19 protein-coding genes are annotated in these 20,793 nt (G+C 66.7%); 11 read left to right on the top strand and 8 right to left on the bottom strand.

What is annotated here, in order from left to right; genetic code table 11:
- Positions 1–7 precede the first annotated feature (7 nt).
- From BLV60_RS14485 to adh, 3 genes are all read right to left on the bottom strand, one after another.
- Positions 8–574 (bottom strand): NADPH-dependent FMN reductase, encoded by a 567-nt coding sequence (locus BLV60_RS14485; RefSeq protein WP_093055623.1) that lies wholly within the window; start codon positions 572–574, stop codon positions 8–10.
- A gap of 219 nt (positions 575–793) precedes the next feature.
- On the bottom strand, positions 794–1,171 hold the full coding sequence (locus BLV60_RS14480; protein WP_093055621.1) for a DUF779 domain-containing protein: 378 nt from the start codon (positions 1,169–1,171) through the stop codon (positions 794–796).
- Positions 1,171–2,691, bottom strand: coding sequence for an aldehyde dehydrogenase (adh, locus tag BLV60_RS14475; RefSeq protein WP_093055619.1), 1,521 nt, complete (start codon positions 2,689–2,691; stop codon positions 1,171–1,173). Before adh ends, BLV60_RS14480 begins: the two co-directional genes overlap by 1 nt.
- A gap of 215 nt (positions 2,692–2,906) precedes the next feature.
- On the opposite strand from adh, the gene BLV60_RS14470 reads away from it, so the two are divergent.
- The 3 genes from BLV60_RS14470 to BLV60_RS14460 all read left to right on the top strand — a co-directional run bounded on the left by BLV60_RS14470 (position 2,907) and on the right by BLV60_RS14460 (position 7,538).
- Complete coding sequence (locus BLV60_RS14470) at positions 2,907–4,790, top strand: sigma-54-dependent Fis family transcriptional regulator (protein ID WP_093055617.1); 1,884 nt, start codon at positions 2,907–2,909, stop codon at positions 4,788–4,790.
- A gap of 132 nt (positions 4,791–4,922) precedes the next feature.
- The gene (locus BLV60_RS14465) at positions 4,923–5,765 is read left to right on the top strand and encodes a class I SAM-dependent methyltransferase (RefSeq protein WP_093055615.1); all 843 of its coding nucleotides are present in this window, start codon (positions 4,923–4,925) and stop codon (positions 5,763–5,765) included.
- A gap of 174 nt (positions 5,766–5,939) precedes the next feature.
- The gene (locus BLV60_RS14460) at positions 5,940–7,538 is read left to right on the top strand and encodes an OpgD/OpgG family glucan biosynthesis protein (RefSeq protein ID WP_093055613.1); all 1,599 of its coding nucleotides are present in this window, start codon (positions 5,940–5,942) and stop codon (positions 7,536–7,538) included.
- A 13-nt stretch (positions 7,539–7,551) separates the two neighbouring features.
- Here the strand turns inward: BLV60_RS14460 and BLV60_RS14455 are convergent, their stop codons facing one another.
- Positions 7,552–8,469, bottom strand: coding sequence for a LysR family transcriptional regulator (locus BLV60_RS14455; protein WP_093055611.1), 918 nt, complete (start codon positions 8,467–8,469; stop codon positions 7,552–7,554).
- Positions 8,470–8,593: 124 nt separating this feature from the next.
- Between BLV60_RS14455 and BLV60_RS14450 the strand changes: the two genes are divergently transcribed.
- The gene (locus tag BLV60_RS14450) at positions 8,594–9,346 is read left to right on the top strand and encodes a glucose 1-dehydrogenase (protein WP_093055609.1); all 753 of its coding nucleotides are present in this window, start codon (positions 8,594–8,596) and stop codon (positions 9,344–9,346) included.
- Positions 9,347–9,349: 3 nt separating this feature from the next.
- On the opposite strand, the gene BLV60_RS14445 is transcribed toward BLV60_RS14450, so the two are convergent.
- Positions 9,350–9,718, bottom strand: coding sequence for an FKBP-type peptidyl-prolyl cis-trans isomerase (locus BLV60_RS14445; RefSeq protein ID WP_176928807.1), 369 nt, complete (start codon positions 9,716–9,718; stop codon positions 9,350–9,352).
- A 180-nt stretch (positions 9,719–9,898) separates the two neighbouring features.
- Here BLV60_RS14445 and eat point away from each other — a divergent pair, with 180 nt between their 5' ends.
- From eat to BLV60_RS14420, 5 genes are all read left to right on the top strand, one after another.
- Positions 9,899–11,326, top strand: coding sequence for an ethanolamine permease (gene eat, locus BLV60_RS14440; protein ID WP_093055605.1), 1,428 nt, complete (start codon positions 9,899–9,901; stop codon positions 11,324–11,326).
- Between the two features lie 13 nt (positions 11,327–11,339).
- Positions 11,340–12,734, top strand: coding sequence for an ethanolamine ammonia-lyase subunit EutB (locus BLV60_RS14435; protein ID WP_093055603.1), 1,395 nt, complete (start codon positions 11,340–11,342; stop codon positions 12,732–12,734).
- Positions 12,731–13,513 carry an ethanolamine ammonia-lyase subunit EutC gene (gene eutC, locus BLV60_RS14430; RefSeq protein ID WP_093055602.1) on the top strand — a complete coding sequence of 261 codons (783 nt, stop codon included), beginning with the start codon at positions 12,731–12,733 and terminating at the stop codon, positions 13,511–13,513. Before BLV60_RS14435 ends, eutC begins: the two co-directional genes overlap by 4 nt.
- A 101-nt stretch (positions 13,514–13,614) precedes the next feature.
- Entirely contained in the window at positions 13,615–14,883 is a 1,269-nt protein-coding gene (locus BLV60_RS14425; protein ID WP_093055600.1) for an HAD family hydrolase, read from the top strand.
- 57 nt (positions 14,884–14,940) lie between these two features.
- On the top strand, positions 14,941–15,522 hold the full coding sequence (locus tag BLV60_RS14420; protein ID WP_093055598.1) for a peroxidase-related enzyme: 582 nt from the start codon (positions 14,941–14,943) through the stop codon (positions 15,520–15,522).
- A gap of 10 nt (positions 15,523–15,532) precedes the next feature.
- On the opposite strand, the gene BLV60_RS14415 is transcribed toward BLV60_RS14420, so the two are convergent.
- Genes BLV60_RS14415 through BLV60_RS14405 form a run of 3 tightly spaced genes read right to left on the bottom strand, consistent with a single transcriptional unit; the run spans position 15,533 to position 18,624 of the window.
- Entirely contained in the window at positions 15,533–17,284 is a 1,752-nt protein-coding gene (locus BLV60_RS14415) for a phosphoethanolamine transferase (protein WP_093055595.1), read from the bottom strand.
- A 46-nt stretch (positions 17,285–17,330) separates the two neighbouring features.
- Positions 17,331–17,933 carry a phosphatase PAP2 family protein gene (locus BLV60_RS14410; RefSeq protein WP_093055593.1) on the bottom strand — a complete coding sequence of 201 codons (603 nt, stop codon included), beginning with the start codon at positions 17,931–17,933 and terminating at the stop codon, positions 17,331–17,333.
- Positions 17,920–18,624: a phosphatase PAP2 family protein gene (locus BLV60_RS14405; RefSeq protein WP_093055591.1), complete on the bottom strand. Its 705-nt coding sequence runs from the start codon at positions 18,622–18,624 to the stop codon at positions 17,920–17,922. Before BLV60_RS14405 ends, BLV60_RS14410 begins: the two co-directional genes overlap by 14 nt.
- A gap of 141 nt (positions 18,625–18,765) precedes the next feature.
- On the opposite strand from BLV60_RS14405, the gene BLV60_RS14400 reads away from it, so the two are divergent.
- A complete protein-coding gene (locus tag BLV60_RS14400; RefSeq protein WP_093055589.1) occupies positions 18,766–19,440 on the top strand; it encodes a response regulator transcription factor in 675 nt (224 codons plus the stop codon).
- Entirely contained in the window at positions 19,437–20,792 is a 1,356-nt protein-coding gene (locus tag BLV60_RS14395; protein ID WP_093055587.1) for a sensor histidine kinase, read from the top strand. Before BLV60_RS14400 ends, BLV60_RS14395 begins: the two co-directional genes overlap by 4 nt.
- Position 20,793 lies beyond the last annotated feature (1 nt).

Raw genomic sequence — 20,793 nt, 5'->3', positions numbered from 1 at the left:
CGAAGACTCAGCCAGCCGCCATCCGCTTGACCGCCGCGATCCACTTCTCGAACGCCTTCATCTGGTCGCCGACGAACTTGCGCGTCGTCTCATCGGTGCAGTTGCCGTCCGCGTCGAACTTGCCGCCCGCGCCGCCGATGAAGACCTCGGGCTTCGCCAGCACCATCGCGTTCACGAACAACAGCACGCGGCGCAGGTCGTACTGAACGCGCGCGCCGCCAACCGGCCCCGGCGATGCCGACAGGATGGCCACCGGCTTGTGCGCGAAGGGCTGGTCTTCGCCGCGGCTGAGCCAGTCGATCATGTTCTTGAACCCGCCCGGAATCGAGAAGTTGTATTCGGGCGTGGCAATCACCACGCCGTCGGCGCGGCGGATGCGGTCGCGCAGCGCCTGCACCGATGCCGGGTAGCCCTTTGCGAACACGTCTGCGTCGAACACCGGCACCTCGCGCCATTCGACGACCTCCATGGCCATCGGCTCGGGCATCAGCGAGCCTGCGAGGTTCAGGGCGGCCCGGTTGATGGAGCCGGTGCGAAGACTGCCGCAGAGGCCGACGATGTCGAGGGTGCTCATTCGGTTTCCTGTTCTTGTGCTGGGGTTGGTGGTCGGCAACTATGGCGTCGGCCAGGTCACCGGGAAAGTGGTTTTCGCGGAAACCACATTTCCTTCAAACGGAAAAGTCCGGCGCGCAGCCGGACTCGAGGGCGCGCTGATCTTCACGGGGTGCTCCTTGGAGATTGATCGAAAAACGCCCCCAGTCTATCTGCGCAACGCCCTCCTGCCTTCCCCTTGCTACTTCGCCTCTTCGGCCTCCAGCACCGCCCACTCCTCGTCGGTGAAGAGCCGCGAGCGCGTCAGGAAGCGCAAGCCTTCCGGCCCCTCCAGCGAGAACATGCCGCCGCGCCCCGGCACCACGTCGATGATCAGCTGCGTGTGCTGCCAGTACTCGAACTGCGGCCCGCTGATGTAGAACGGCATGCCGCCGATGTGGCCGAGCAGCCGGTCGTAGTCGCCCACGATGAACTCGTCACGCCCGTAGCACATGGGCGCACTGCCGTCGCAGCAGCCGCCCGACTGATGGAACATCAGCGGGCCGTGCTTTGCGGCGAGCCTGTCGATCAACGCGAGCGCGGCATCGGTCGCGGTGACGCGCAGGACTTCGCCGGTCATCAGAAGAAGCCCAGCTTGTTCTCGCTGTAGCTCACCAGCAGGTTCTTGGTCTGCTGGTAGTGGTCGAGCATCATCTTGTGGTTTTCGCGACCGATGCCCGATTGCTTGTAGCCACCGAAGGCCGCATGCGCCGGGTAGTGGTGATAGCAGTTGGTCCACACGCGGCCGGCCTGGATGCCCTTACCCATGCGGAAGGCGCGGTTCATGTCGCGGCTCCACACGCCAGCGCCCAACCCGTAGAGCGTGTCGTTGGCAATGGCGAGCGCTTCTTCCTCGTCCTTGAAGGTGGTGACAGACACCACGGGGCCGAAGATTTCCTCCTGGAAGATGCGCATCTTGTTGTGGCCCCTGAACACGGTCGGCTTCACGTAGTAGCCGTCGGCCAGGTCGCCTTCGAGCTTCTGGCGCTCGCCGCCGATCAGCACTTTCGCGCCTTCCTGCTTGCCGATGTCGAGGTACGACAGGATCTTCTCGAGCTGCTCGCTGGAAGCCTGCGCGCCGATCATCGTGGCCATGTCGAGCGGGCTGCCCTGCTTGATGGCGGCCACGCGTTTCAGCGCGCGTTCCATGAAGCGGTCGTAGATCGACTCCTGTATCAGCGCGCGCGACGGGCAGGTGCACACCTCGCCCTGGTTCAGCGCGAACATGGTGAAGCCTTCGAGCGCCTTGTCGAAGAAGCCGTCGTCCTTGTCCATCACGTCGGCGAAGAAGATGTTGGGCGACTTGCCACCCAGCTCCAGCGTGACCGGAATCAGGTTCTGGCTCGCGTACTGCGAGATCAGCCGGCCGGTGGTGGTCTCGCCGGTGAAGGCGATCTTGCCGATGCGGTTGCTCGACGCCAGCGGCTTGCCCGCCTCCACGCCGAAGCCGTTGACGACGTTCAGCACGCCCGGCGGCAGCAGGTCGCCGATGATTTCCATCAGCACCAGGATCGACACCGGCGTCTGCTCGGCCGGCTTCAGCACCACGCAGTTGCCGGCCGCCAGCGCGGGCGCCAGCTTCCACACGGCCATCAGGATCGGGAAGTTCCAGGGAATGATCTGGCCGACCACGCCGATGGGCTCGTGAAAGTGGTACGCGAAGGTTTCATGGTCGATCTCGCTGATGCCGCCTTCCTGCGAGCGGATGCACGAGGCGAAGTAGCGGAAGTGATCGATGGCCAGCGGCAGGTCGGCTGCCGTGGTTTCGCGGATGGGCTTGCCGTTGTCCCAGGTTTCGGCGGCCGCCAGAACTGCCAGGTTTTCCTGCATGCGGTCGGCGATCCTGTTCAGGATGTTGGCGCGCTCGGTGGTCGAGGTGCGGCCCCAGGCGCCCTTGGCCTTGTGGGCGGCGTCGAGCGCGCGGTCGATGTCGGCCGCCGTGGAGCGCGGCACCTCGCAGAAGACCTTGCCGGTGACGGGTGTGATGTTCTCGAAGTACTGGTTGTCCACCGGCGCGACCCATTCGCCGCCGATGTAATTGCCGTAGCGCTTCTTGAACGGCACCGCGGTACCGAATTTGCCCGGTTCGAGCATGTCCATGACTTTGTCTCCATATGCAAGGTAGTGGCGCCACGACATGCGGCGGCCTGCATGGACTACCGCAAGCCACATACCCGGCCGGATCGGGACATTCCCTAGGCACCTGCGCACTGCAAACCGATGCCGGAGCGGGTTTTCATTCGCAATCTGCGACATGTTCGCGCGAATATGGCGACTAGGATGTCGCACAAGGCGAAAACCTATCGGAGACACGCATGAGTGGTGAAGCGCATTTGCCATCGATCGGAGTGGATCAGGCCCGCGAGCTGTTCTTCGCGCAGGGCCGCGACCCTGCGCCGTGGATCGCACCGCACATCTCGCGTTCCTGGCAGCGCAGCCGCCCGGTCGACCACCATGTGATCGACCCCGAGCCGATGGCGCTGGCATTGCTGAGCGAACGGCGCGAGCAGGCCATGCGGCTGCTGAACTGCGCGCAGCCTGAGCTCGACGGCCTTGCCGAGCATGCGGTCGGCAATGGCTGCGTGGTGATCCTGTCGGACGCCAGCGGGCTGATCCTCGAAGAGGTCGGCAGCGCCGACTTCCTGCCCAAGGCCGAGCGCATTGCGCTGCAGCCCGGCGTGGAATGGTCGGAGCACAACCGGGGCACCAATGCCATCGGCACGGCGCTGGCAGAGCGAGAAGCGCTGATGGTGCTGGGCGGCGAGCACTACCTGGCGCAGAACGGCGCGCTCGGCTGTGCGGCGGCGCCCATCTTCACCGGGCGCGGCGAACTGGCGGGCGCGCTCGATATCTCTGGCGAGACGGTGCGCGTGAACACGCATGCTCTGGGGCTGGTGCGCATGGCGGCGCAGCAGGTCGAGCATCGCATGATGCTGGCCGAGGCCGGCGGCCACGTGCTGCGCTTCCACGCGCGGCCGGCACTGATCGGCACCGCGCGCGAGGGGCTGATGGTGATCGAGGGCGGGCGCATCGTCGCAGCCAACCGTGTAGCGCTCGAACTGTTCAGCCGCTCATGGGACGGCCTGATCGATCTGGACGCCGAAGCTTTTCTCGGCGCGAACTGGCCGCGCATGGAGCACCGGCGCAACCTGCTGACGCTGCCGGGCGGGCGGCAGATCGCGATGGTGATGGAGCGTTCGAACACGCCGGACACAGCGCGTACCACCACTCGCCACGCCACGTCGTCCCCGGGCATGGCCGCAGAAGCCGACGATATACAACCGCTGCTGCACAAGGCTGTGCGGGTGCTGAATGAAGGCGTCTCCGTGCTGGTCAACGGCGAGACAGGCAGCGGCAAGGAAGTGTTCTCGCGCCGGCTGCATGCCGCGAGCCGGCGCAGCGCGGGGCCCTTCGTGGCGGTGGACTGCGCCTCGCTGCCAGAAACACTGATCGAGTCCGAGCTGTTCGGCTACGAGGAAGGCGCTTTCACCGGTGCAAAGCGAAAGGGCATGGCGGGCCGCATCCGCGAGGCTCACGGCGGGGTGCTGTTCCTCGACGAGATCGCGGAGATACCGCTGCCCCTGCAGACGCGCCTGCTGCGCGTGCTCGAAGAGCGCGTGGTCACGCCGCTGGGCGGCGGTCAGGGCGTGGCGGTGGACTTCGACCTGGTCTGCGCCACGCACGGCCACCTGCCGGCACTGGTGGAGGCCGGGCGCTTTCGCGCCGACCTGATGTATCGCGTGGCAGGGTTCACAGTCGCCCTGCCGCCGCTGCACCAGCGCGGCGACCGGCACGCGCTGATCTCGCGGCTGTTCCTCGAAGCGGGCGGCGCGGCCAAGCACCTGCGGCTGGAGAGCGATGCGCTCGAAGCGCTGGCCGCCTACCGCTGGCCGGGCAATGTGCGGGAGCTGCGCAGCACGCTGCGTGCGGTCGTGGCGTTGGCCGATGCGGGCGATTCGGTGACGGCGGCCATGCTTCCCGCGCATCTGGTCGGCGCGTGGACTTCGCCGCCCGACGACGCGACGCCCCATGCCCTGCCACACACCGAACCGCTGATGAGCATCACACGCCACGCCATCGACGAGGCACTCAAGGCCTGCGATCACGACGTGGCGAAGGCCGCCCGCCGGCTGGATGTTCACCGCAGCACCATCTATCGCCATCTTGCGCGCCAGCGCGGCAAGCCCGAGGCACATTGACTGGACAGTCCGCAGGCTGAAGGCGCGGGCCTGCGCAGACATGCGCTTCTCACCCGCCGGCATAACCAAAGACTGACTTGCCCCGCAATGCCGGAGCGGCCAGACTTTGTGCATGGCCTCTCTTCCGCATCCATGACCACCGGCAGACGTGCACGGCGCCTGTCGGCCGTTCCTTCGACCTTGCGGATTCCCCTGGCCGCCCGGGCTTCGGGCGACGCGATGTTTCCGCAAGTGGCCGTGCGGGACGCATACGCCGCGGGCATCCTGGAGCAGATCCGCGACGACGGCCAAGCGCTGCCGGAAGACCGGGCAACCATCTACAGCATCCTCTCGCGCACCCGCCGCTTCCGCAGCCTGGCCCAGGACTTCCTCAAGCAGCACCCCGGCGGCCGCGTGGTGAACATGGGTTGCGGCCTTAGCCATTACTTCCAGTGGCTGGACGACGGCAAGTCCCACATGACCGACGCCGACCTGCCCGAGGTGCTCGAAATGCGCCGCGAGCTGATCCCCGAGACGAATGAACGCCACGACCTGCGCGAGCTCGACCTGACCGCGCCCGACTGGTGGGAACAGCTGGGCCTGCCGCGCAAGCGCAACGCTGCGCCGGTATTCCTGTTCACCGAGGGCGTGCTGATGTACCTGAAGCCCGAGCAGGTGCAGGCAGTGCTCGCCACCTTCGGCGAACGCGCGCCCGCAGGCTCGATGCTGGCCTTCGACGCCATGTGCTGGCTTGCGGTGGGGCGCGGAAGGCAGCATCCGTCGGTGCGCACGACCGGTGCAGAGTTCCTCTGGGGCATCCGTCGCTCTACCGAACTGACGCAGCCCCATCCGCGCCTGCAGCTGACCGACACTTACCGCGTGCTGGAAGGCATCGGCTTGCCCTACACCTTGTTCGCCCCGATGGTCATGCTGTTTCTCGGGGTGCCGCTGTATGCGCTCTACGCGCTGAAGGCGACAGACGTCGCCGATACATAAACGCACAATTTTGTGAAGTGCCGGCTTTGTCCGGCCCGCGCTGCGCGGAATGACTGACGCGGTGCGGCCCCGGGCCAGGTCAAGCTACCAGCTGTTCCCGGTCGCGGAGAATGCTCTATCGTCTTCGCTGCTTTTCTTTCTTCCCCCTCAAGATTCGCAACCCTCAAGAACCACATGCTTGATCGCCGATCCTTCCTTGCCGCCGGTGGTGCCGCTGCCGCACTCGCCGCCCTCGGACTGCCCCAGGAGGCACTGGCCGCCAACGGGCTGCAACTGAGCCAGCCCACGCCCTTTTCCTTCGACGCGTTGATCGCACAGGCGAAGTCGCTCGCCGCCAAGCCCTATGCAGCCGCCGCGCCACTGGCGCCCGAGGTGCTCGACCGCATCGATTACGACGCGCACGGCAAGATCAAGTTCGACCCCGCCAACGCCCTCTTCCGCGACGGGCCCGGCGCCTTCCCCGTTACCTTCTTCCACCTCGGGCGCTTCTTCCAGACGCCCGTGCGCATGCATGTGCTCGAGAACACCGACGGCGACGCATTTTCCCGCGAGGTGCTCTACAGCCCCACCTACTTCTCGATGCCGCCCGACAGCCCCGCGCGCGCGCTACCGCCGGGCGCAGGCTTTGCGGGCTTTCGCCTGCAGGAAAGCCGCCTGGGCGACCAGAGCAAGCTCGACTGGCAGAAGAACGACTGGGTCGCGTTCCTCGGCGCCTCGTACTTTCGCGCGATCGGCGAGCTCTACCAGTACGGCCTTTCGGCGCGCGGCATCGCGCTCGACGTGGCAGTGCCCGACAAGCCCGAGGAATTTCCGACCTTCACGCGCTTCTACTTCGAGACACCGGCCGCCAACAACACCACGTCGATGACGGTCTACGCGCTGCTCGAAGGGCCGAGCGTCACGGGCGTGTTCAAGTTCATCATGCAGCGCGGCAAGGCCGTCATCATGGACATCGACGCGCGCATGTTCCTGCGCCGCGACGTGTCGCGCCTGGGCCTGGTGCCGCTCACGTCGATGTACTGGTACTCGGAAACCATCAAGCCCACCGCCATCGACTGGCGCCCCGAGGTGCACGACTCCGACGGCCTCGCAATCTGGAACGGCGCGGGCGAGCGCATCTGGCGCCCGCTCAACAACCCCACGCAGACGCGCGCCTCGGCCTTCGCCGACACCAGGCCGCGCGGCTTCGGCCTGCTGCAGCGCGATCGCGCCTTCGACCACTACCAGGACGGCGTGAACTACGAGAAGCGCCCGAGCCTGTGGATCGAGCCGCTGGGCGACTGGGGCGAGGGTTCGGTGCAGCTCATCGAGATTCCGACCGACGACGAGATCCACGACAACATCGTCGCCTTCTGGGTGCCCAAGGCCGATGCGAAGGCCGGGGCCAGCTACAGCCTGCAATACCGGTTGCACTGGACCGACCAGGAACCCTTTCCGTCGCCGCTCGCGCGCTGCGTGGCCACGCGCATCGGGCGCGGCGGGCAGCCGGGCCAGCCGCGTCCGCAGGGCGTGCGCAAGTTCATGGTCGAGTTCATCGGACAGCCGCTGCAGGCCGTGCCCTTCGGCGTGAAGCCCGAGGTGATGCTGACGGCGGCGCGCGGCAAGTTCTCGTATGTCTTCGCCGAGGCCGTGCCCAACGGCGTGCCGGGACACTGGCGCGCGCAGTTCGATTTCACGCCCGAAGGCAACGAGCCGATCGACATGCGCATGTACATGAAGAACGGCGACCAGACGTTGACCGAGACCTGGCTGTACCAGTACCAGCCGGGCTGAAACCGCGGGCGCTTCAGCGCTTGCCGGCCTTGTTGTAGGGCGCGAAGAGTTCCACCGCCCAATCCACGAACACGCGCAGCTTGGCGCTCAGGTGCCGGTTGGTCGGGTACACCACGTGCAGGGGATACGGCTCGGGCGCCCAGCCCTGCAGCACCTCGACCAGCGCGCCGCTGGCCAGGTAGGGCGCGGCCATCACATCGAAGGTCTGCGCCACGCCCATGCCGGTGAGCATCGCGCTCAGGTGCGCCGTGCTCTCGTTCACGCCCACCACGGTGTGGCCGTGGATCTCGATGCGCTCCTCGCCGCGCCCATAGCGCAGCGGAATCGGCCGATTGCTCAGCGACGAGAAGTAGCCCACCACGCGATGCGTGCCGTCACCGAGGTCCGCAGGCGTCTTCGGCACGCCGTGGCGCTCCAGGTAGGCCGGCGTGGCACAGGTCACGAAGGGCAAGGTCGCGATGCGGCGCGCCACGAGCGACTGGTCGGTCAGCTCGCCGGCACGGATCACGCAGTCGACCGCATCGCCGATCAGGTTCACCGGCCGGTCGCTCACGCCGATCTCGAGTTCGATCTCGGGATAGCGCGCATGGAACGTCGGCAGTTGCGGAATCAGGATCATGTTGGCCAGCGAGGAGCCGACGTCCACCCTCAGCCGACCGCGCGGATTGGCCTGCGCGTTGGTGAGGTCGGACTCGATGTCTTCCAGTTCGGCCAGCACGCGCGCGGTGCGCTCGTAGTAGGCCGCGCCCTCGGGCGTGACCGTCACGCGCCGCGTGGTGCGCTGCAGCAGCTTCACGCGCAGGTGCGTTTCGAGTTGCTGCACCATCTTCGTCACGGTGGGCTTGGGCATCTGTAGCGAGTCGGCGGCGCGCGTGAAGGTGCCGGCCTCGACCACGCGGGCAAACACGCGCATGGCGGTGATCTGGTCCATCGCCGGATTATTAGTGATCCGGAAACAAACAAATCCCGCGCGCCGTCTTGGTCCGCGTGAGGGTCGCGCCCAAACTTCCTTCCATCGACAACGCTGCATTGCAGCAACCACCAAGGAAGAAACCATGACCCTCAAGCTCGACGACAAGATCGCCCTCGTCACCGGCGGCACCAGCGGCATCGGCCTGGCCACCGCGCAACGCTTCGTGGCCGAAGGCGCGCACGTGTTCATCACCGGCCGCCGCAAGGCCGAACTCGACGCGGCCGTGAAAGCCATCGGGCGCAACGTGACCGGCGTGCTCGGCGACGTGTCGAAGCTCGAAGACCTCGACCGGCTCTACGCTGCCATCAAGCAGGAGAAAGGCCGCCTCGACGTGCTGTTCGCCAACGCGGGCGGCGGCAGCCTGCTGCCGCTGGGGCAGATCACCGAGGAACACTTCGACAAGATCTTCGGCACCAACGTGCGCGGCCTGCTCTTCACGGTGCAGAAGGCGTTGCCGCTGATGCCCGAGGGCTCGTCGATCGTGCTCAACGCATCGATCACCAGCATCAAGGGCAACCCGGCCTTCAGCGTCTACAGCGCGACCAAGGCGGCGGTGCGCAGCTTTGCGCGCAGCTGGACGGTGGACCTGAAGGACGCCGGCATTCGCGTGAACGCCGTGAGCCCGGGCGTGGTGCCGACCCCCGCCTACGACCTGCTGGGCCTCACGGCGGAACAGGTGCAAGGCTTCGTCGAGGGACAAACCCAGAACATCCCGCTGGGCCGGGTCGGCACGCCTGACGAAATCGCCAAGGCCGTGGTGTTCCTGGCCTCCGACGACAGCAGCTTCGTCAACGGCGTCGAGTTATTCGTCGACGGCGGCATGGCGCAGATCTGACGATCAGCGCTTGGTGACGGACACCAGCTCCACTTCGAAATTCAGCGTGGCGTTCGGCGGAATCACGCCGCCGGCGCCGCGCGAACCGTAGGCAATCGACGGTGGGCAGGTCAGCTTGGCCTTGCCGCCGGGCTTCATCTTCTGCACGCCTTCGGTCCAGCACGGGATCACGCCGTTGAGCGGGAACTCGGTGGGTTCGCCGCGCTTGTAGGAGCTGTCGAATTCCTTGCCCGTGTCGGGGAAGGTGCCGCGGTAGTGAACCTTGACCACGTCGGTGGCCGCAGGCGAAGCGCCGGTGCCTTCCTTGATCGACTGGTAGATCAGGCCGCTTGGCGTGGTCACGGGCGCAGATTGCGCGAACGCGGCGGGCATTGCAAAGACGGACACGAGAGCGGCACAGAAAAGAGACTTCACAAAACACCTCGAAGGTTGAGAGGCCCCGATTATGGCCAGCGGCCCATATCGGCCCATATCGGCCCATGCCGGCCTCGTTGGAACGGCCCTTGCTTTGCTGAATGTGCACTGTCAACATTCACGCAGAGAGGAAGCCGCATGAACTCCACCGAAGCCAGCACTGGCGCAGCAGCGCCGGCCCACACAGGCACCGGCCATCTCAAGAAAGTGCTCGGCCCCGTGCAACTCTGGGGCATTGCGGTGGGCCTCGTCATCTCGGGTGAGTACTTTGGTTGGAGCTACGGCTGGAACACGGCCGGCACGCTCGGCTTCCTGGTTGCCACGGTGCTGGTGGCCACGATGTACACCACCTTCATCTTCAGCTTCACCGAGCTCTCCACAGCCATTCCGCATGCGGGTGGTCCTTTTGCTTATGCGCGGCGCGCCTTCGGACCCAACGGCGGTTTTGTCGCGGGCTTTGCGACGCTGATCGAATTCGTCTTCGCGCCGCCGGCCATCGCGCTGGCCATCGGCGCGTACCTCAACGTGCAGTTCCCGGGCATCAACCCGAAGTGGTTCGCCCTGGGCGCGTACGTGATCTTCATCGCGCTCAACTGGGTCGGCGTGGGCATAGCGGCGGCCTTCGAGTTGTTCGTGACGGTGCTGGCCATCGTCGAGCTGCTGGTATTCATGGGCGTGGTCACGCCGGGCTGGACCATGGCCAACTTCGTGGCCAACGGCTGGGCTGGTGGCAGCGTGCTGAACGGCGCGGCCATCTCGGGCATCTTCGCCTCCATACCGTTCGCGATCTGGTTCTTCCTCGCCATCGAGGGCGCGGCCATGGCCGCCGAAGAGGCGCGCGACCCGCACCGCACCATTCCCATCGCCTATACCACGGGCATCGTCACGCTGGTGGTGCTGGCCTTCGGCGTGATGATCTTCGCGGGCGGCGTGGGCGACTGGCGCAAGCTCGCCAACATCAACGACCCGCTGCCACAGGCCATGAAGGCGGTGGTGGGCGACAACAGTGGCTGGCTGCACATGCTGGTGTGGATCGGCCTCTTCGGGCTGATCGCTTCGTTCCACGGAATCATCATGGGCTACTCGCGCCAGATCTTCGCGCTGGCGCGCGCCGGTTACCTGCCGCGCTACTTCGCCGGCCTGAGCCCGCGCTTCGACACACCGCACCGCGCGCTGCTGGCCGGCGGCGTGATCGGCGTCATTGCCATCTTCAGCGACGAGTGGGTGCAGTTCGGCGGCCAGACGCTCACTGCCAACATCGTGACCATGGCGGTGCTCGGCGCCATCGTGATGTACCTGATCTCGATGGCCGCGCTGTTCAAGCTGCGCCGCACCGAGCCGAACCTGCTGCGCACCTACCGCGCGCCCTTCTACCCGGTCTTCCCGGCCATCGCGCTCGGGCTCGGCGTGGTGTGCCTGGGTGCGATGGTGTGGTTCAACGGCATGCTCACGCTGCTGTTCATCGTGCTGATGGCCGCGGCGTACGGCTACTTCCTGCTGACATCGGCGCAGCGCAAAGCGGCCGCGCCCGACGAGATGCTGTCTTCTTCGACGACCTCCGCCTGACACCCGAAGAAAGATGCTGTATCGCACCACCATCGCCGACCAGGTCTTCGCCTTCGAAGACCTGCGGCAGGTCATGGCCTTCGCAAGCCCTGCGCGCTCGGGCGACTACCTCGCGGGCATCGGCGCGGCCACCGCGCAGCAGCGCATGGCCGCGCGCCACGTGCTGGCCGACACGCCGCTCAAGCAGTTCCTCACCGAAGCGCTGATTCCGTACGAGAGCGACAACATCACGCGCCTCATCATCGACAGCCACGACGCGCAGGCCTTCGCACCGGTGTCGCACCTCACGGTCGGCGACTTCCGAAACTGGCTGCTGTCCGAGGCTGCCACCACCGCCACGCTCACCACGCTTGCGCCGGGCCTCACGCCCGAGATGGTTGCGGCCGTGTCCAAGATCATGCGCAACCAGGACCTGGTGTCGGTCGCAAAAAAGTGCAGCGTGGTCACGCGCTTTCGCGACACCGTCGGCCTGCCCGGCCACCTGGCCGTGCGCCTGCAGCCCAACCACCCGACCGACGACCTGCGCGGCGTGGCGGCCTCCACGCTCGACGGCCTGCTCTACGGCGCGGGCGATGCGGTGATCGGCCTCAACCCGGCCTCGGACAGCATGCCGGTGCTTGGCCAGTTGCTGCGCATGCTCGACGAGGTGATCCAGCGCTTCGAGATTCCCACGCAAAGCTGCGTGCTCACGCACGTGACCAACACGCTCAAGCTGGCCGAAGCCGGCGCACCGGTGGACCTGGTGTTCCAGTCGATTGCAGGCACCGAGAAGGCGAACCTCTCCTTCGGCGTGACGCCCGAGCTGCTCGACGAGGCCTACGCGGCGGCGCTGTCGCTCAAGCGCGGCACCATTGGCGACAACGTCATGTACTTCGAGACCGGCCAGGGCAGCGCGCTCTCGGCCAACGCCAACTTCGGCGTCGACCAACAGACCTGCGAGGCGCGCGCCTATGCGCTGGCGCGGCGCTACAAGCCCTTTCTCATCAACACTGTCGTCGGCTTCATCGGGCCGGAGTATCTGTACGACGGCAAGCAGATCATCCGCGCCGGGCTCGAGGACCACTTCTGCGGCAAGCTGCTGGGCCTGCCCATCGGCTGCGACATCTGCTACACCAATCACGCCGAGGCCGACCAGGACGACATGGACACGCTGCTCGTGCTGCTGGGCACGGCGGGCATCAACTTCATCATGGGCATCCCGGGCGCGGACGATGTGATGCTCAACTACCAGAGCACCTCTTTCCACGACGCACTGTTCCTGCGCGAAACACTGGGCCTGAAGCGTGCGCCGGAGTTCGAAGCGTGGCTGCAGCGCATGCAGATCACCAATGCGGCCGGCCAGCTGGCACCGCCCTCTTCCAACCGGCTGCTGGCCGACATGAGCGGGCTGTCCGCACTCGCGTCATGAGCGATTCACCGGTCACCCCCAACCCCTGGGCGCAATGGCGCTCGGCCACGCCCGCGCGGCTGGCACTGGGCCGCGCCGGCGCCGGCATGCCGACCGACGAGACACTGCGCTTCGGATGGGCGCATGCGATGGCGCGCGACGCGATCCACGCCGCGCTCGACGTCGATGCGCTCGAAGCCGCCTTGACCGCGCAACGCTGGGAAGTCGCACGCGCACGCAGCCGCGCCGCGGACCGCACCGAATACCTGCGCCGGCCCGATCTCGGCCGCCAGCTCGATGAAGACGCAGCCACGCGCCTGCTCGGCGACCGGCGCTATGGCTGCGATGTCTGCGTGGTGGTCGGCGACGGGCTCTCCTCGCTCGCGGCGGCGCGTCATACCGTGCCGCTGCTCGCGGCATTGCGATCGCACCTGCCGCCCGACACGAGCTTTGCCCCCGTGGTCATCGCCACGCAGGCGCGCGTGGCGCTGGCCGACGAAGTGGGCGAACTGTTCGGCGCGGCGCTCTCGGTCATGCTGATCGGCGAGCGCCCGGGCCTCAGCTCGCCCGACAGCCTCGGCATCTACCTGACCCATTCGCCCAAGCGCGGCCGGCACGACGCCGAACGCAACTGCATCTCGAACGTGCGCCCCGAAGGCCTGCCCTACGAAGTGGCCGCGTTCAAGCTGGCATGGCTGATGCGAGAGTCCCTGCGCAGGGGACTGACCGGCATCGGGCTCAAGGACGAGAGCGATCTCGCGGTGCTTGAACAGCGCCAGGCGCCATCGCTCGCGCGCTGAGCACAACCCACAAGCGGCAACGCCGGAACTGTCACGAGCGCTTCGTACGCTCGTCATCGTCTTTTTTTGTCCAACGCATGCACTCAAACAGGAAAAAAGCAATGCAACGTCGCCTCCTTCTTCTCTCGCCAATTGCCGCTGCGATGGCTGCGGCCGGCTGTGCCAGCCTGTCGTCCTCCGCGGGGCCGGCCCTTTCGCCCGGCCACTGGGACGCCTTCAACCGCGCGCAGATCGAGGGCCTGATCGCCAGCCTCGGCAAGGGCAGCCCGGGCTACAACGCCGCGAAGCGGCCGTACGTGGTGTTCGACTGGGACAACACCAGCGTCTTCCTCGACATCGAAGAGGCCTCGCTCATCTACCAGCTCGAGAACCTCGTCTTCGGTGTCACGCCCGCGCAGCTCGAAGTGGCGCTGCGCAAGAACATCCCGAAGAAAGACTTCCTGCCCGCGTACAACAACGCGGCCGGCCAACCGGTGAACATCGACCGCGTGGTGCCCGACATCGTCGCGAGCTACACCTGGCTCTACCAGAACTACAAGGGCCTGAAGGGCGACCAGTCGCTGGCCGTGGTGGCACTGAGCCCGCACTACGGCGCATTCACCACCAAGGTGCGCTACCTGTACGAAGCCATCGGCGACACCTTCGACCACGACACGGCCTACCCGTGGGTCACGTACCTCTTCGCCGGCATGACCGAGGCGCAGGTGCGCAAGCTCACGGCCGACACGGTGGCATGGCAGCTGAAGGAGCCGGTCGCCAAGGTCAAGTGGACTTCGCCCACCGCGCTGCCGGGTCGCGCGGGCGTGGTCTCGGTGAGCTGGAAGAACGGCCTGCGCCTGCAGCCCGAAATGCAGGAGCTGTATGCCGCCTTCCGCAACGCGGGCTTCGACGTGTGGGTGTGCTCGGCATCGTTCGTCGATGTGATCAAAGAGATCTCGTCGAATCCCGCTTTCGGCTACAACAACCCGCCCGAGCGCGTGCTCGCGATGGAGCTGGAGCGCGATGCCAGCGGCGTGATCCAGCCCGAGTTCCGCCGCGGCTACGACCAGACGCAGGGCCCGGGCAAGACGAAGAACATCCAGCGCTTCCTGGTCAGCAAGTACGGCTACGGCCCGAGCTTCGTGGCCGGCGACAGCGAAGGCGACCAGAACATGATGGCCGACTTTGCAGACACGAAGAAGGTGCTGATCGTCAATCGCCTGCGCGACCCGAAGACCGACATCGGCAAGTTCTCGGCCATGGCAGTGCAGAACTACGGCAAGGCCGACACGCGCTACCTGCTGCAGGGGCGCGACGACAATACGGGCTCGTGGGTACCCTCGCAACTGCACACGCCGCTGGGCGCAGCACAGGGCAAGGCGCTGAAGTAAACGCGGCGCACCGCGGGCGGTTGCCTATGATCCTGGCATCGAACACCAGGAGACAACATGACAACGGCCCGCTACCCTCTTGCCGAACTGAAAGACCTGCCCGAGGACATCCGCACCGCGATCCTCGCCGTGCAGGAAAAGGCCGGCTTCGTGCCCAATGTGTTCCTCGGCCTCGCGCGCCGCCCCGCCGAGTGGCGCGCGTTCTTCGCGTACCACGACGCGCTCATGCTCAAGGAAGAAGGCTCGCTCACCAAGGGCGACCGCGAGATGATCGTCACCACCACCAGCGCGGCCAACCAGTGCCTGTACTGCGTGGTGGCGCACGGCGCGCTGCTGCGCATCTACGAGAAGAAGCCGCTGGTGGCCGACCAGGTGGCGGTGAACTACCGCAAGGCCGACATCACGCCGCGCCAGCGCGCGATGCTCGACTTTGCGATGAAGGTCTGCGACCGCTCGCACGAGATCGACGACAGCGACTTTCCGCCGCTGCACGCCCACGGCTTCGACGACGAGGACATCTGGGACATCGCGGCCATCACCGCCTTCTTCGGCCTGAGCAACCGCCTGGCCAGCTTCAGCGGCATGCAGCCGAACAACGAGTTCTTCCTCATGGGGCGGTTGCCCCGCGAGAAGAAGTAGCCGGGCCCGCTCAGGCCTTCGCGCGGCAGGATGCGAGGGCGTCCAGTGCCGGCTTGTAGGTGGGCGTGGTCACGTCCATCACGCCAAGCACCGTGTGATACAGGTTATCGTGCGTGAGCGGCGCATCGAGCCCCGCCTCCATGCACGAGCGCGAGAGCTTGCGCCGCTCGCTCATGCCTTCGCTGAACCACGTGACCATGGGCACGTGCTTCTGCGCCTCAGGCGCGAAGCTGTAGGGCACACCGTGCAGGAACAGGCCGTACTCGCCGAGCGACTCGCCGTGGTCGCTCACGTACAGCATGGCCGGGTCGTACTGCTTCGATTGCGCCTTGAGCCAGTCGATGGTCTGGCCGAGGAAGCGGTCGGTCTGCACGATCGAGTTGTCGTACACGTTCATCAACTCGGCGTGGCCGCACTCGGCCAGCGCATTGGTCTTGCACTCGGGCAGGAAGCGCTTCACATCGGCCGCCGAGCGCTTGTAGTAGGCCGGGCCGTGGCTGCCCATCTGGTGCATCACCAGCACGATGCCCTTGGCGCGGCGCTCGGCCGGCAATGCGGCGATGCGCTCGTCCAGGCCCTTGAGCATCACGTCGTCGAGGCATTCGTCGCCGTCGCACAGAGCCTTCTTCGTGGCGGCATCGAGGCCGTCGAAGGCCGAGGCGTTCGGAATGCGGGTGCAGACGTCCTTGCAGCCAGCCTGGTTGTCGAGCCAGAACACGGCCAGCCCGGCGGCCTGCAGCACGTCGACCAGGTTCTCGTAGTCGTCCTTGCGCGATTCGTAGCCCTGCTTGCCCAGCGGCGAGAACATGCACGGTACCGAGGCCAGCGTATTGGTGCCGCAGGAATGCACGTCGCGGTAGCTCAGCACGCCGCGCTTGGCCAGCTCGGGCGTGGTGTCGCGCGCATAGCCGTTGAGGGCGAAGTGGTCGGCGCGGGCCGTCTCGCCCACCACCACCACGAACAGCGGCGGCTTGGTCTGGGCCGCATAGCTCGCCCCCAGCGCCGTGCCGGCGGTGATCGGAATCAGCTTGCCGCTACGCTTGAACAGCGGCTTGATGAGCAGCGAACCCGTGGAATAGAGGGTTGCGATGGGGTTCATCATGTAGCGCAGATGAACGTTGTTGCGCATCAGCGGCGCCAGCTCGCGGTTCATGGACACCGCCGCGCCGAGCGCCACGACCACCGACAGCAGCAGCAGCGCCACGTTGCGCCATAGCTTCGACAGGATGCCCATCGGCGCGACGCGCACCCGCCACAGCAACCAGGCCGCAGGCAGCACCACCACGCCCACGTTGAAGGCCATGCGCCAGCTCAGCAGGTCGCGCGCCTCGTTCGGGTCGGTCTGCAGCGCGTTGGCGATCATGGTCGGGTCCATCACCACGCGGTACTCGAGCATGTAGTGCTGCACCACCGCGGCCAGCACGACCACGGCGAGCCACAGCGGCTTCATCCAGCGTGACCAGGCTGTGAGCGACAGCATGGCCGCCGAGCCGCACAGCGTGAGCAGGCTCATGACCACGATGGTCGACATGTAGGTGCTCGGCGCACCACCGATGCGGGCCAACTCGTTCCACAGCGGCCAGTTGGTGGTCAGGACGAGGTAGAGGCTGAGCCACAGGACGACCACGGCGGCCGAACGCGGCCGCTCCAGCCAGAGATTGAAGCGCACCCACGGGCTGCCGGAGGCAGGCGAGTGTGGCGTTTTGGAGTCAGAAGTACCCACCCGCTGCAATGGGGCGGGAGCGATTCGCGAAACAGACATGCGGCGAATGTAACGAACCCGCCTGAAGGGAGCCTGAACTGACTATTCAGTCAGTGTTCAGGCTGGCCCTGCGCATCCTCAGCATCCTCATCCTCGCCCGCTGCCGCGTCACGAAAGCACCGCTGGAAACGGCCAGGCTCAGCGGCCGGCTCACGCCGCGTTCCACCACGATCGACACCAGCGCACCCAGCATCGCCGCCGCCACGATGTCGGAGGGGAAATGCAGGCCCAGGTACACCCGGCTCCACGCCACCACGGCGGCCACCAGTAGCGCCGCCAGCATGGGCCAGCGAGAAGGCAGGCACCAGAGCGCAAAGGCCGCGGCAAAGGTGCCGGCCGCATGCAGGCTCGGGAAACCGGGCCGCACGCCCTGCGGAACCCACTGGATGCCCAGGCCATAGAACGCAGGCCGGGGAATCGGCGCCACCGTGCGGATCATGTTCACGATCAGCCACACGGCCAGCACGCTCATCAGCACCGTGAACAGCGCATAGCGCCAGCGCCGGCTGAACAATGCGCAGACCCCGATGCCGAGCGTCAACAGAGCAGGCAGCAGGTTGGAGGAGAACTCTGCGAAGCCCAGGCTCCATGCCGGTACCGACATGCCCGCGTTGATCAGCCTGAACAGCGCGAAATCAAGGTCCTGCATGTGCGGGCACCGCCGGTCTCAATGCGCGCGAACCGAAGCGCGTTACCGCCACCTCGATGGCGAAGCCCACAACCCAGCAGACCCAGGCCGTCCAGAGCGTGTGGCTCATGTAGTGGGCGCCGCGCAGCTGCTGTGACACACCCAGCACGAGCCCTGCAACCATCGCCGCCCCCAGCCAGATTGCTGCAGCGCGGGACGACACCCGGCGCAGCACGAAATACCCACCCACATAGGCAAAGGCCGCCGAAGCATGGCCGGCCGGGAAGCACCCGCCGGGCCCGCCGTCGTCGACGCCCCACGACCAGTGCGACACGTAGCGCGCCATACCGCCGAACTCCTGCAGGTCCCAGGGGCAGCTGGTGTGGCTGGCATGCTTGAGCAGGCTGACCGCAATCACCGAGAGCAGCACGGTCAGGGCCAACTGCACGCGGCTACCGGTGCTCAGGCGGCGCAGCAGGCCGAAGGGCCAGCGGATCGCGGCGAACAGCGTGATCACGAGCACCCAGCTGAGGTCGCGGGCGCCCTCATGCATCACATGAACCATGAAGGGGCTGTCGCGCAGGGGAAACCCGATGTGGGACCCTGCCATGCGCGCCAGCATCAGATCCCCGCCCGTCGCGTCCCACGCCATCAGTGCAACCAGTGCGATAAGGGTCAGAACCCCCAGACGAAAATTGGGAAAGCGAGTCATGGACGAAGGCAGGACTGAAAAACAGTCGCGAGCCTACGTTTGCGGAATGAACCGAGCCTGAAGCAAGATGAACCGAACCTGACTGAAAGGCCCGGTGCAACTCGGTGACGCTAGACTGCAATTTTTCTTGGAAAGACATGCGTGCGCATATTGCTGGTCGAAGATGACAGTGCATTGGCAGATGCCGTCTGCAGCTATCTGTTGGCCAAGGCTTTCGTGGTCGACGTGGCGCCCAGCCTGGCCGACGCGCGCGGCGCCCTGCTCTCGGTGCAGTACGCAGCCGTGCTGCTCGACCTGCATCTGGGCGACGGAGACGGCCTCTCGCTGCTGCCGCAGGTGCGCGCCCTGCCCGAGCGCCCCATAGTCATCGTGCTGACGGCCCGCGACCAGGTAACAGACCGCATCCGCGGCCTGGACGCCGGCGCCGACGACTACCTCATCAAGCCCTACGACCCTGCCGAACTGCTTGCACGCCTGCGTGCGGTCGAGCGGCGCCGCAGCTCCAGCAGCTCGCCGGTGCTGCACCTCGGCACGCTCGAGATCGACCTGGCGCACGACATGGTGCGCAAGGACGGCTCGCCGATCACGCTGACGCAGAAGGAATGGGCGCTGCTGCGCGTCATGGCCACGCGGCCCGAGCGCATCCACACGCGCGAGAACCTCGCCGACGCGCTGTACGGCTTCGGCGACGAGGCCGACAGCAACACGCTAGAGGTCTTCATCAGCCGCCTGCGGCGCAAGCTCGGACGCAGCCACATCCAGACACTGCGCGGCCTCGGCTACCGGCTGTCGTTCTCCGCGGACGACGACGAATGAGTGCCTCCAGCTTCGCGGCCGGCCGCGACTCGCTCGCCGGCCGGCTGACCCGCACCCTGATCATCTGGGTCGGCGGCGTGTGGCTGTTGTGCGTGTTCGCCGTGGTCTGGTATGTGGACCGCGAGATCAACCACAACTTCGACAACGAACTGGTCGAGGTCTCGCACCGCATGTTCGCGATGGCGGTGCAGGAACTGGAAAAGCTGCAGCACCCGGGCCAGGAGCCGCCGCGCGAACCGCTGATCGCGCCCAAGCAGCTGTTCTCGGAAGACGCGGTGATCTACCAGATCGTCGATCTGCACGAGCATGTGATGCTGCGCTCCGCCGAGGCGCCCGCGGACACCTTCGACGTGCCGCTGGCCGCCGGCTTCGCGAACAACCCGACCTGGCGCATCTACACCGTGCGACACCCGACGCTGGGCCTGTTCTTCCAGGTGGCGGACCCGCTCGACGAACGCCGCCACGCCCTCAACCGCACGCTCTTCGGCCTGATCATTCCGCTCGGCGCAGTGCTGCCGCTGCTTGCGCTGGTGTTGCGCAACGTGGCGCGCACCGAGCTGCGGGTGCTGCAGGATCTGGCCGGCGAGATCGAGAAGCGCAGCGGCGCCGACCTGAGCCCGATCGCCCTGCCCGGCGGGTTGCCCAAGGAGTTGCGCACTGTCGGCGATCACGTCAACCGGCTGCTGGAGCGGCTGTCTCACTCGCTCGACGTGGAGCGCGCCCTGGCGGCCAATGCCGCGCACGAGCTGCGCACGCCGCTCGCCGCCGCCCGCCTGCGGCTGCAGACCGCGCTGGAGCACGACCTGCAGCGTAACGACGTGCAGGCCGCGCTCGATGCGCTGCACACTCTCAGCCATCGCACCGAAAAGCTGCTGCAGCTGTCGCGCGCGGAATCGGGCGCCTCGCTCGCGCGCACGCGGGTCGACCTGGTGCAGCTTGCAGGCACCGTGGCGCAGGAGTTCTGGCAAGACCCGCAGAATGCCGAGCGACTCATGCTCAAGGTACCCGACAGCGTCGTGCCACTGGCCCTCGGCGACGTCGATGCTCTCGCAATTGCCCTGCGCAACCTGGTGGAGAACGCGCTGCGCTACGGCGGCGGCCGCGTCGTCATCGAGGTGATGTCGCCTTGCACCCTGGCCGTGCGCGACACCGGCCACGGCGTTACCCCCGCGCAGCTCGAAACCCTGCGCGAGCGCCACGTGCGCCACAGCTCCGACCGCGCGGGCTATGGCCTGGGCATTTCGATCGTGGGCACCATCGTCGAGAAGCACGGCGCGAAGCTCGAACTCTCGTCGCCGCCCCTAGGCGCGGCGCACGGCTTCGAGGCGCGCGTCGTGCTGCGGCCGGCCTGAG

Origin of the sequence: Variovorax sp. YR634 (assembly GCF_900106655.1) — a bacterium.
Taxonomy (GTDB): domain Bacteria; phylum Pseudomonadota; class Gammaproteobacteria; order Burkholderiales; family Burkholderiaceae_C; genus Variovorax.
Note: the sequence above shows the minus strand (reverse complement) of the source record. Positions and strands in the feature narration are given on the sequence as shown.

Coding starts and splice junctions, on each gene's coding strand:
- adh (WP_093055619.1), bottom strand. CDS start 2,691: ATGGACATGCTCGAACCGGGCAAATTCGGTACCGCGGTGCCGTTCAAG.
- BLV60_RS14455 (WP_093055611.1), bottom strand. CDS start 8,469: ATGGACCAGATCACCGCCATGCGCGTGTTTGCCCGCGTGGTCGAGGCC.
- eutC (WP_093055602.1), top strand. CDS start 12,731: ATGAGCGATTCACCGGTCACCCCCAACCCCTGGGCGCAATGGCGCTCG.
- BLV60_RS14425 (WP_093055600.1), top strand. CDS start 13,615: ATGCAACGTCGCCTCCTTCTTCTCTCGCCAATTGCCGCTGCGATGGCT.
- eat (WP_093055605.1), top strand. CDS start 9,899: ATGAACTCCACCGAAGCCAGCACTGGCGCAGCAGCGCCGGCCCACACA.
- BLV60_RS14470 (WP_093055617.1), top strand. CDS start 2,907: ATGAGTGGTGAAGCGCATTTGCCATCGATCGGAGTGGATCAGGCCCGC.
- BLV60_RS14395 (WP_093055587.1), top strand. CDS start 19,437: ATGAGTGCCTCCAGCTTCGCGGCCGGCCGCGACTCGCTCGCCGGCCGG.
- BLV60_RS14410 (WP_093055593.1), bottom strand. CDS start 17,933: ATGCAGGACCTTGATTTCGCGCTGTTCAGGCTGATCAACGCGGGCATG.
- BLV60_RS14415 (WP_093055595.1), bottom strand. CDS start 17,284: ATGTCTGTTTCGCGAATCGCTCCCGCCCCATTGCAGCGGGTGGGTACT.
- BLV60_RS14480 (WP_093055621.1), bottom strand. CDS start 1,171: ATGACCGGCGAAGTCCTGCGCGTCACCGCGACCGATGCCGCGCTCGCG.
- BLV60_RS14450 (WP_093055609.1), top strand. CDS start 8,594: ATGACCCTCAAGCTCGACGACAAGATCGCCCTCGTCACCGGCGGCACC.
- BLV60_RS14460 (WP_093055613.1), top strand. CDS start 5,940: ATGCTTGATCGCCGATCCTTCCTTGCCGCCGGTGGTGCCGCTGCCGCA.
- BLV60_RS14445 (WP_176928807.1), bottom strand. CDS start 9,718: ATGCCCGCCGCGTTCGCGCAATCTGCGCCCGTGACCACGCCAAGCGGC.
- BLV60_RS14465 (WP_093055615.1), top strand. CDS start 4,923: ATGACCACCGGCAGACGTGCACGGCGCCTGTCGGCCGTTCCTTCGACC.
- BLV60_RS14485 (WP_093055623.1), bottom strand. CDS start 574: ATGAGCACCCTCGACATCGTCGGCCTCTGCGGCAGTCTTCGCACCGGC.
- BLV60_RS14405 (WP_093055591.1), bottom strand. CDS start 18,624: ATGACTCGCTTTCCCAATTTTCGTCTGGGGGTTCTGACCCTTATCGCA.
- BLV60_RS14420 (WP_093055598.1), top strand. CDS start 14,941: ATGACAACGGCCCGCTACCCTCTTGCCGAACTGAAAGACCTGCCCGAG.
- BLV60_RS14435 (WP_093055603.1), top strand. CDS start 11,340: ATGCTGTATCGCACCACCATCGCCGACCAGGTCTTCGCCTTCGAAGAC.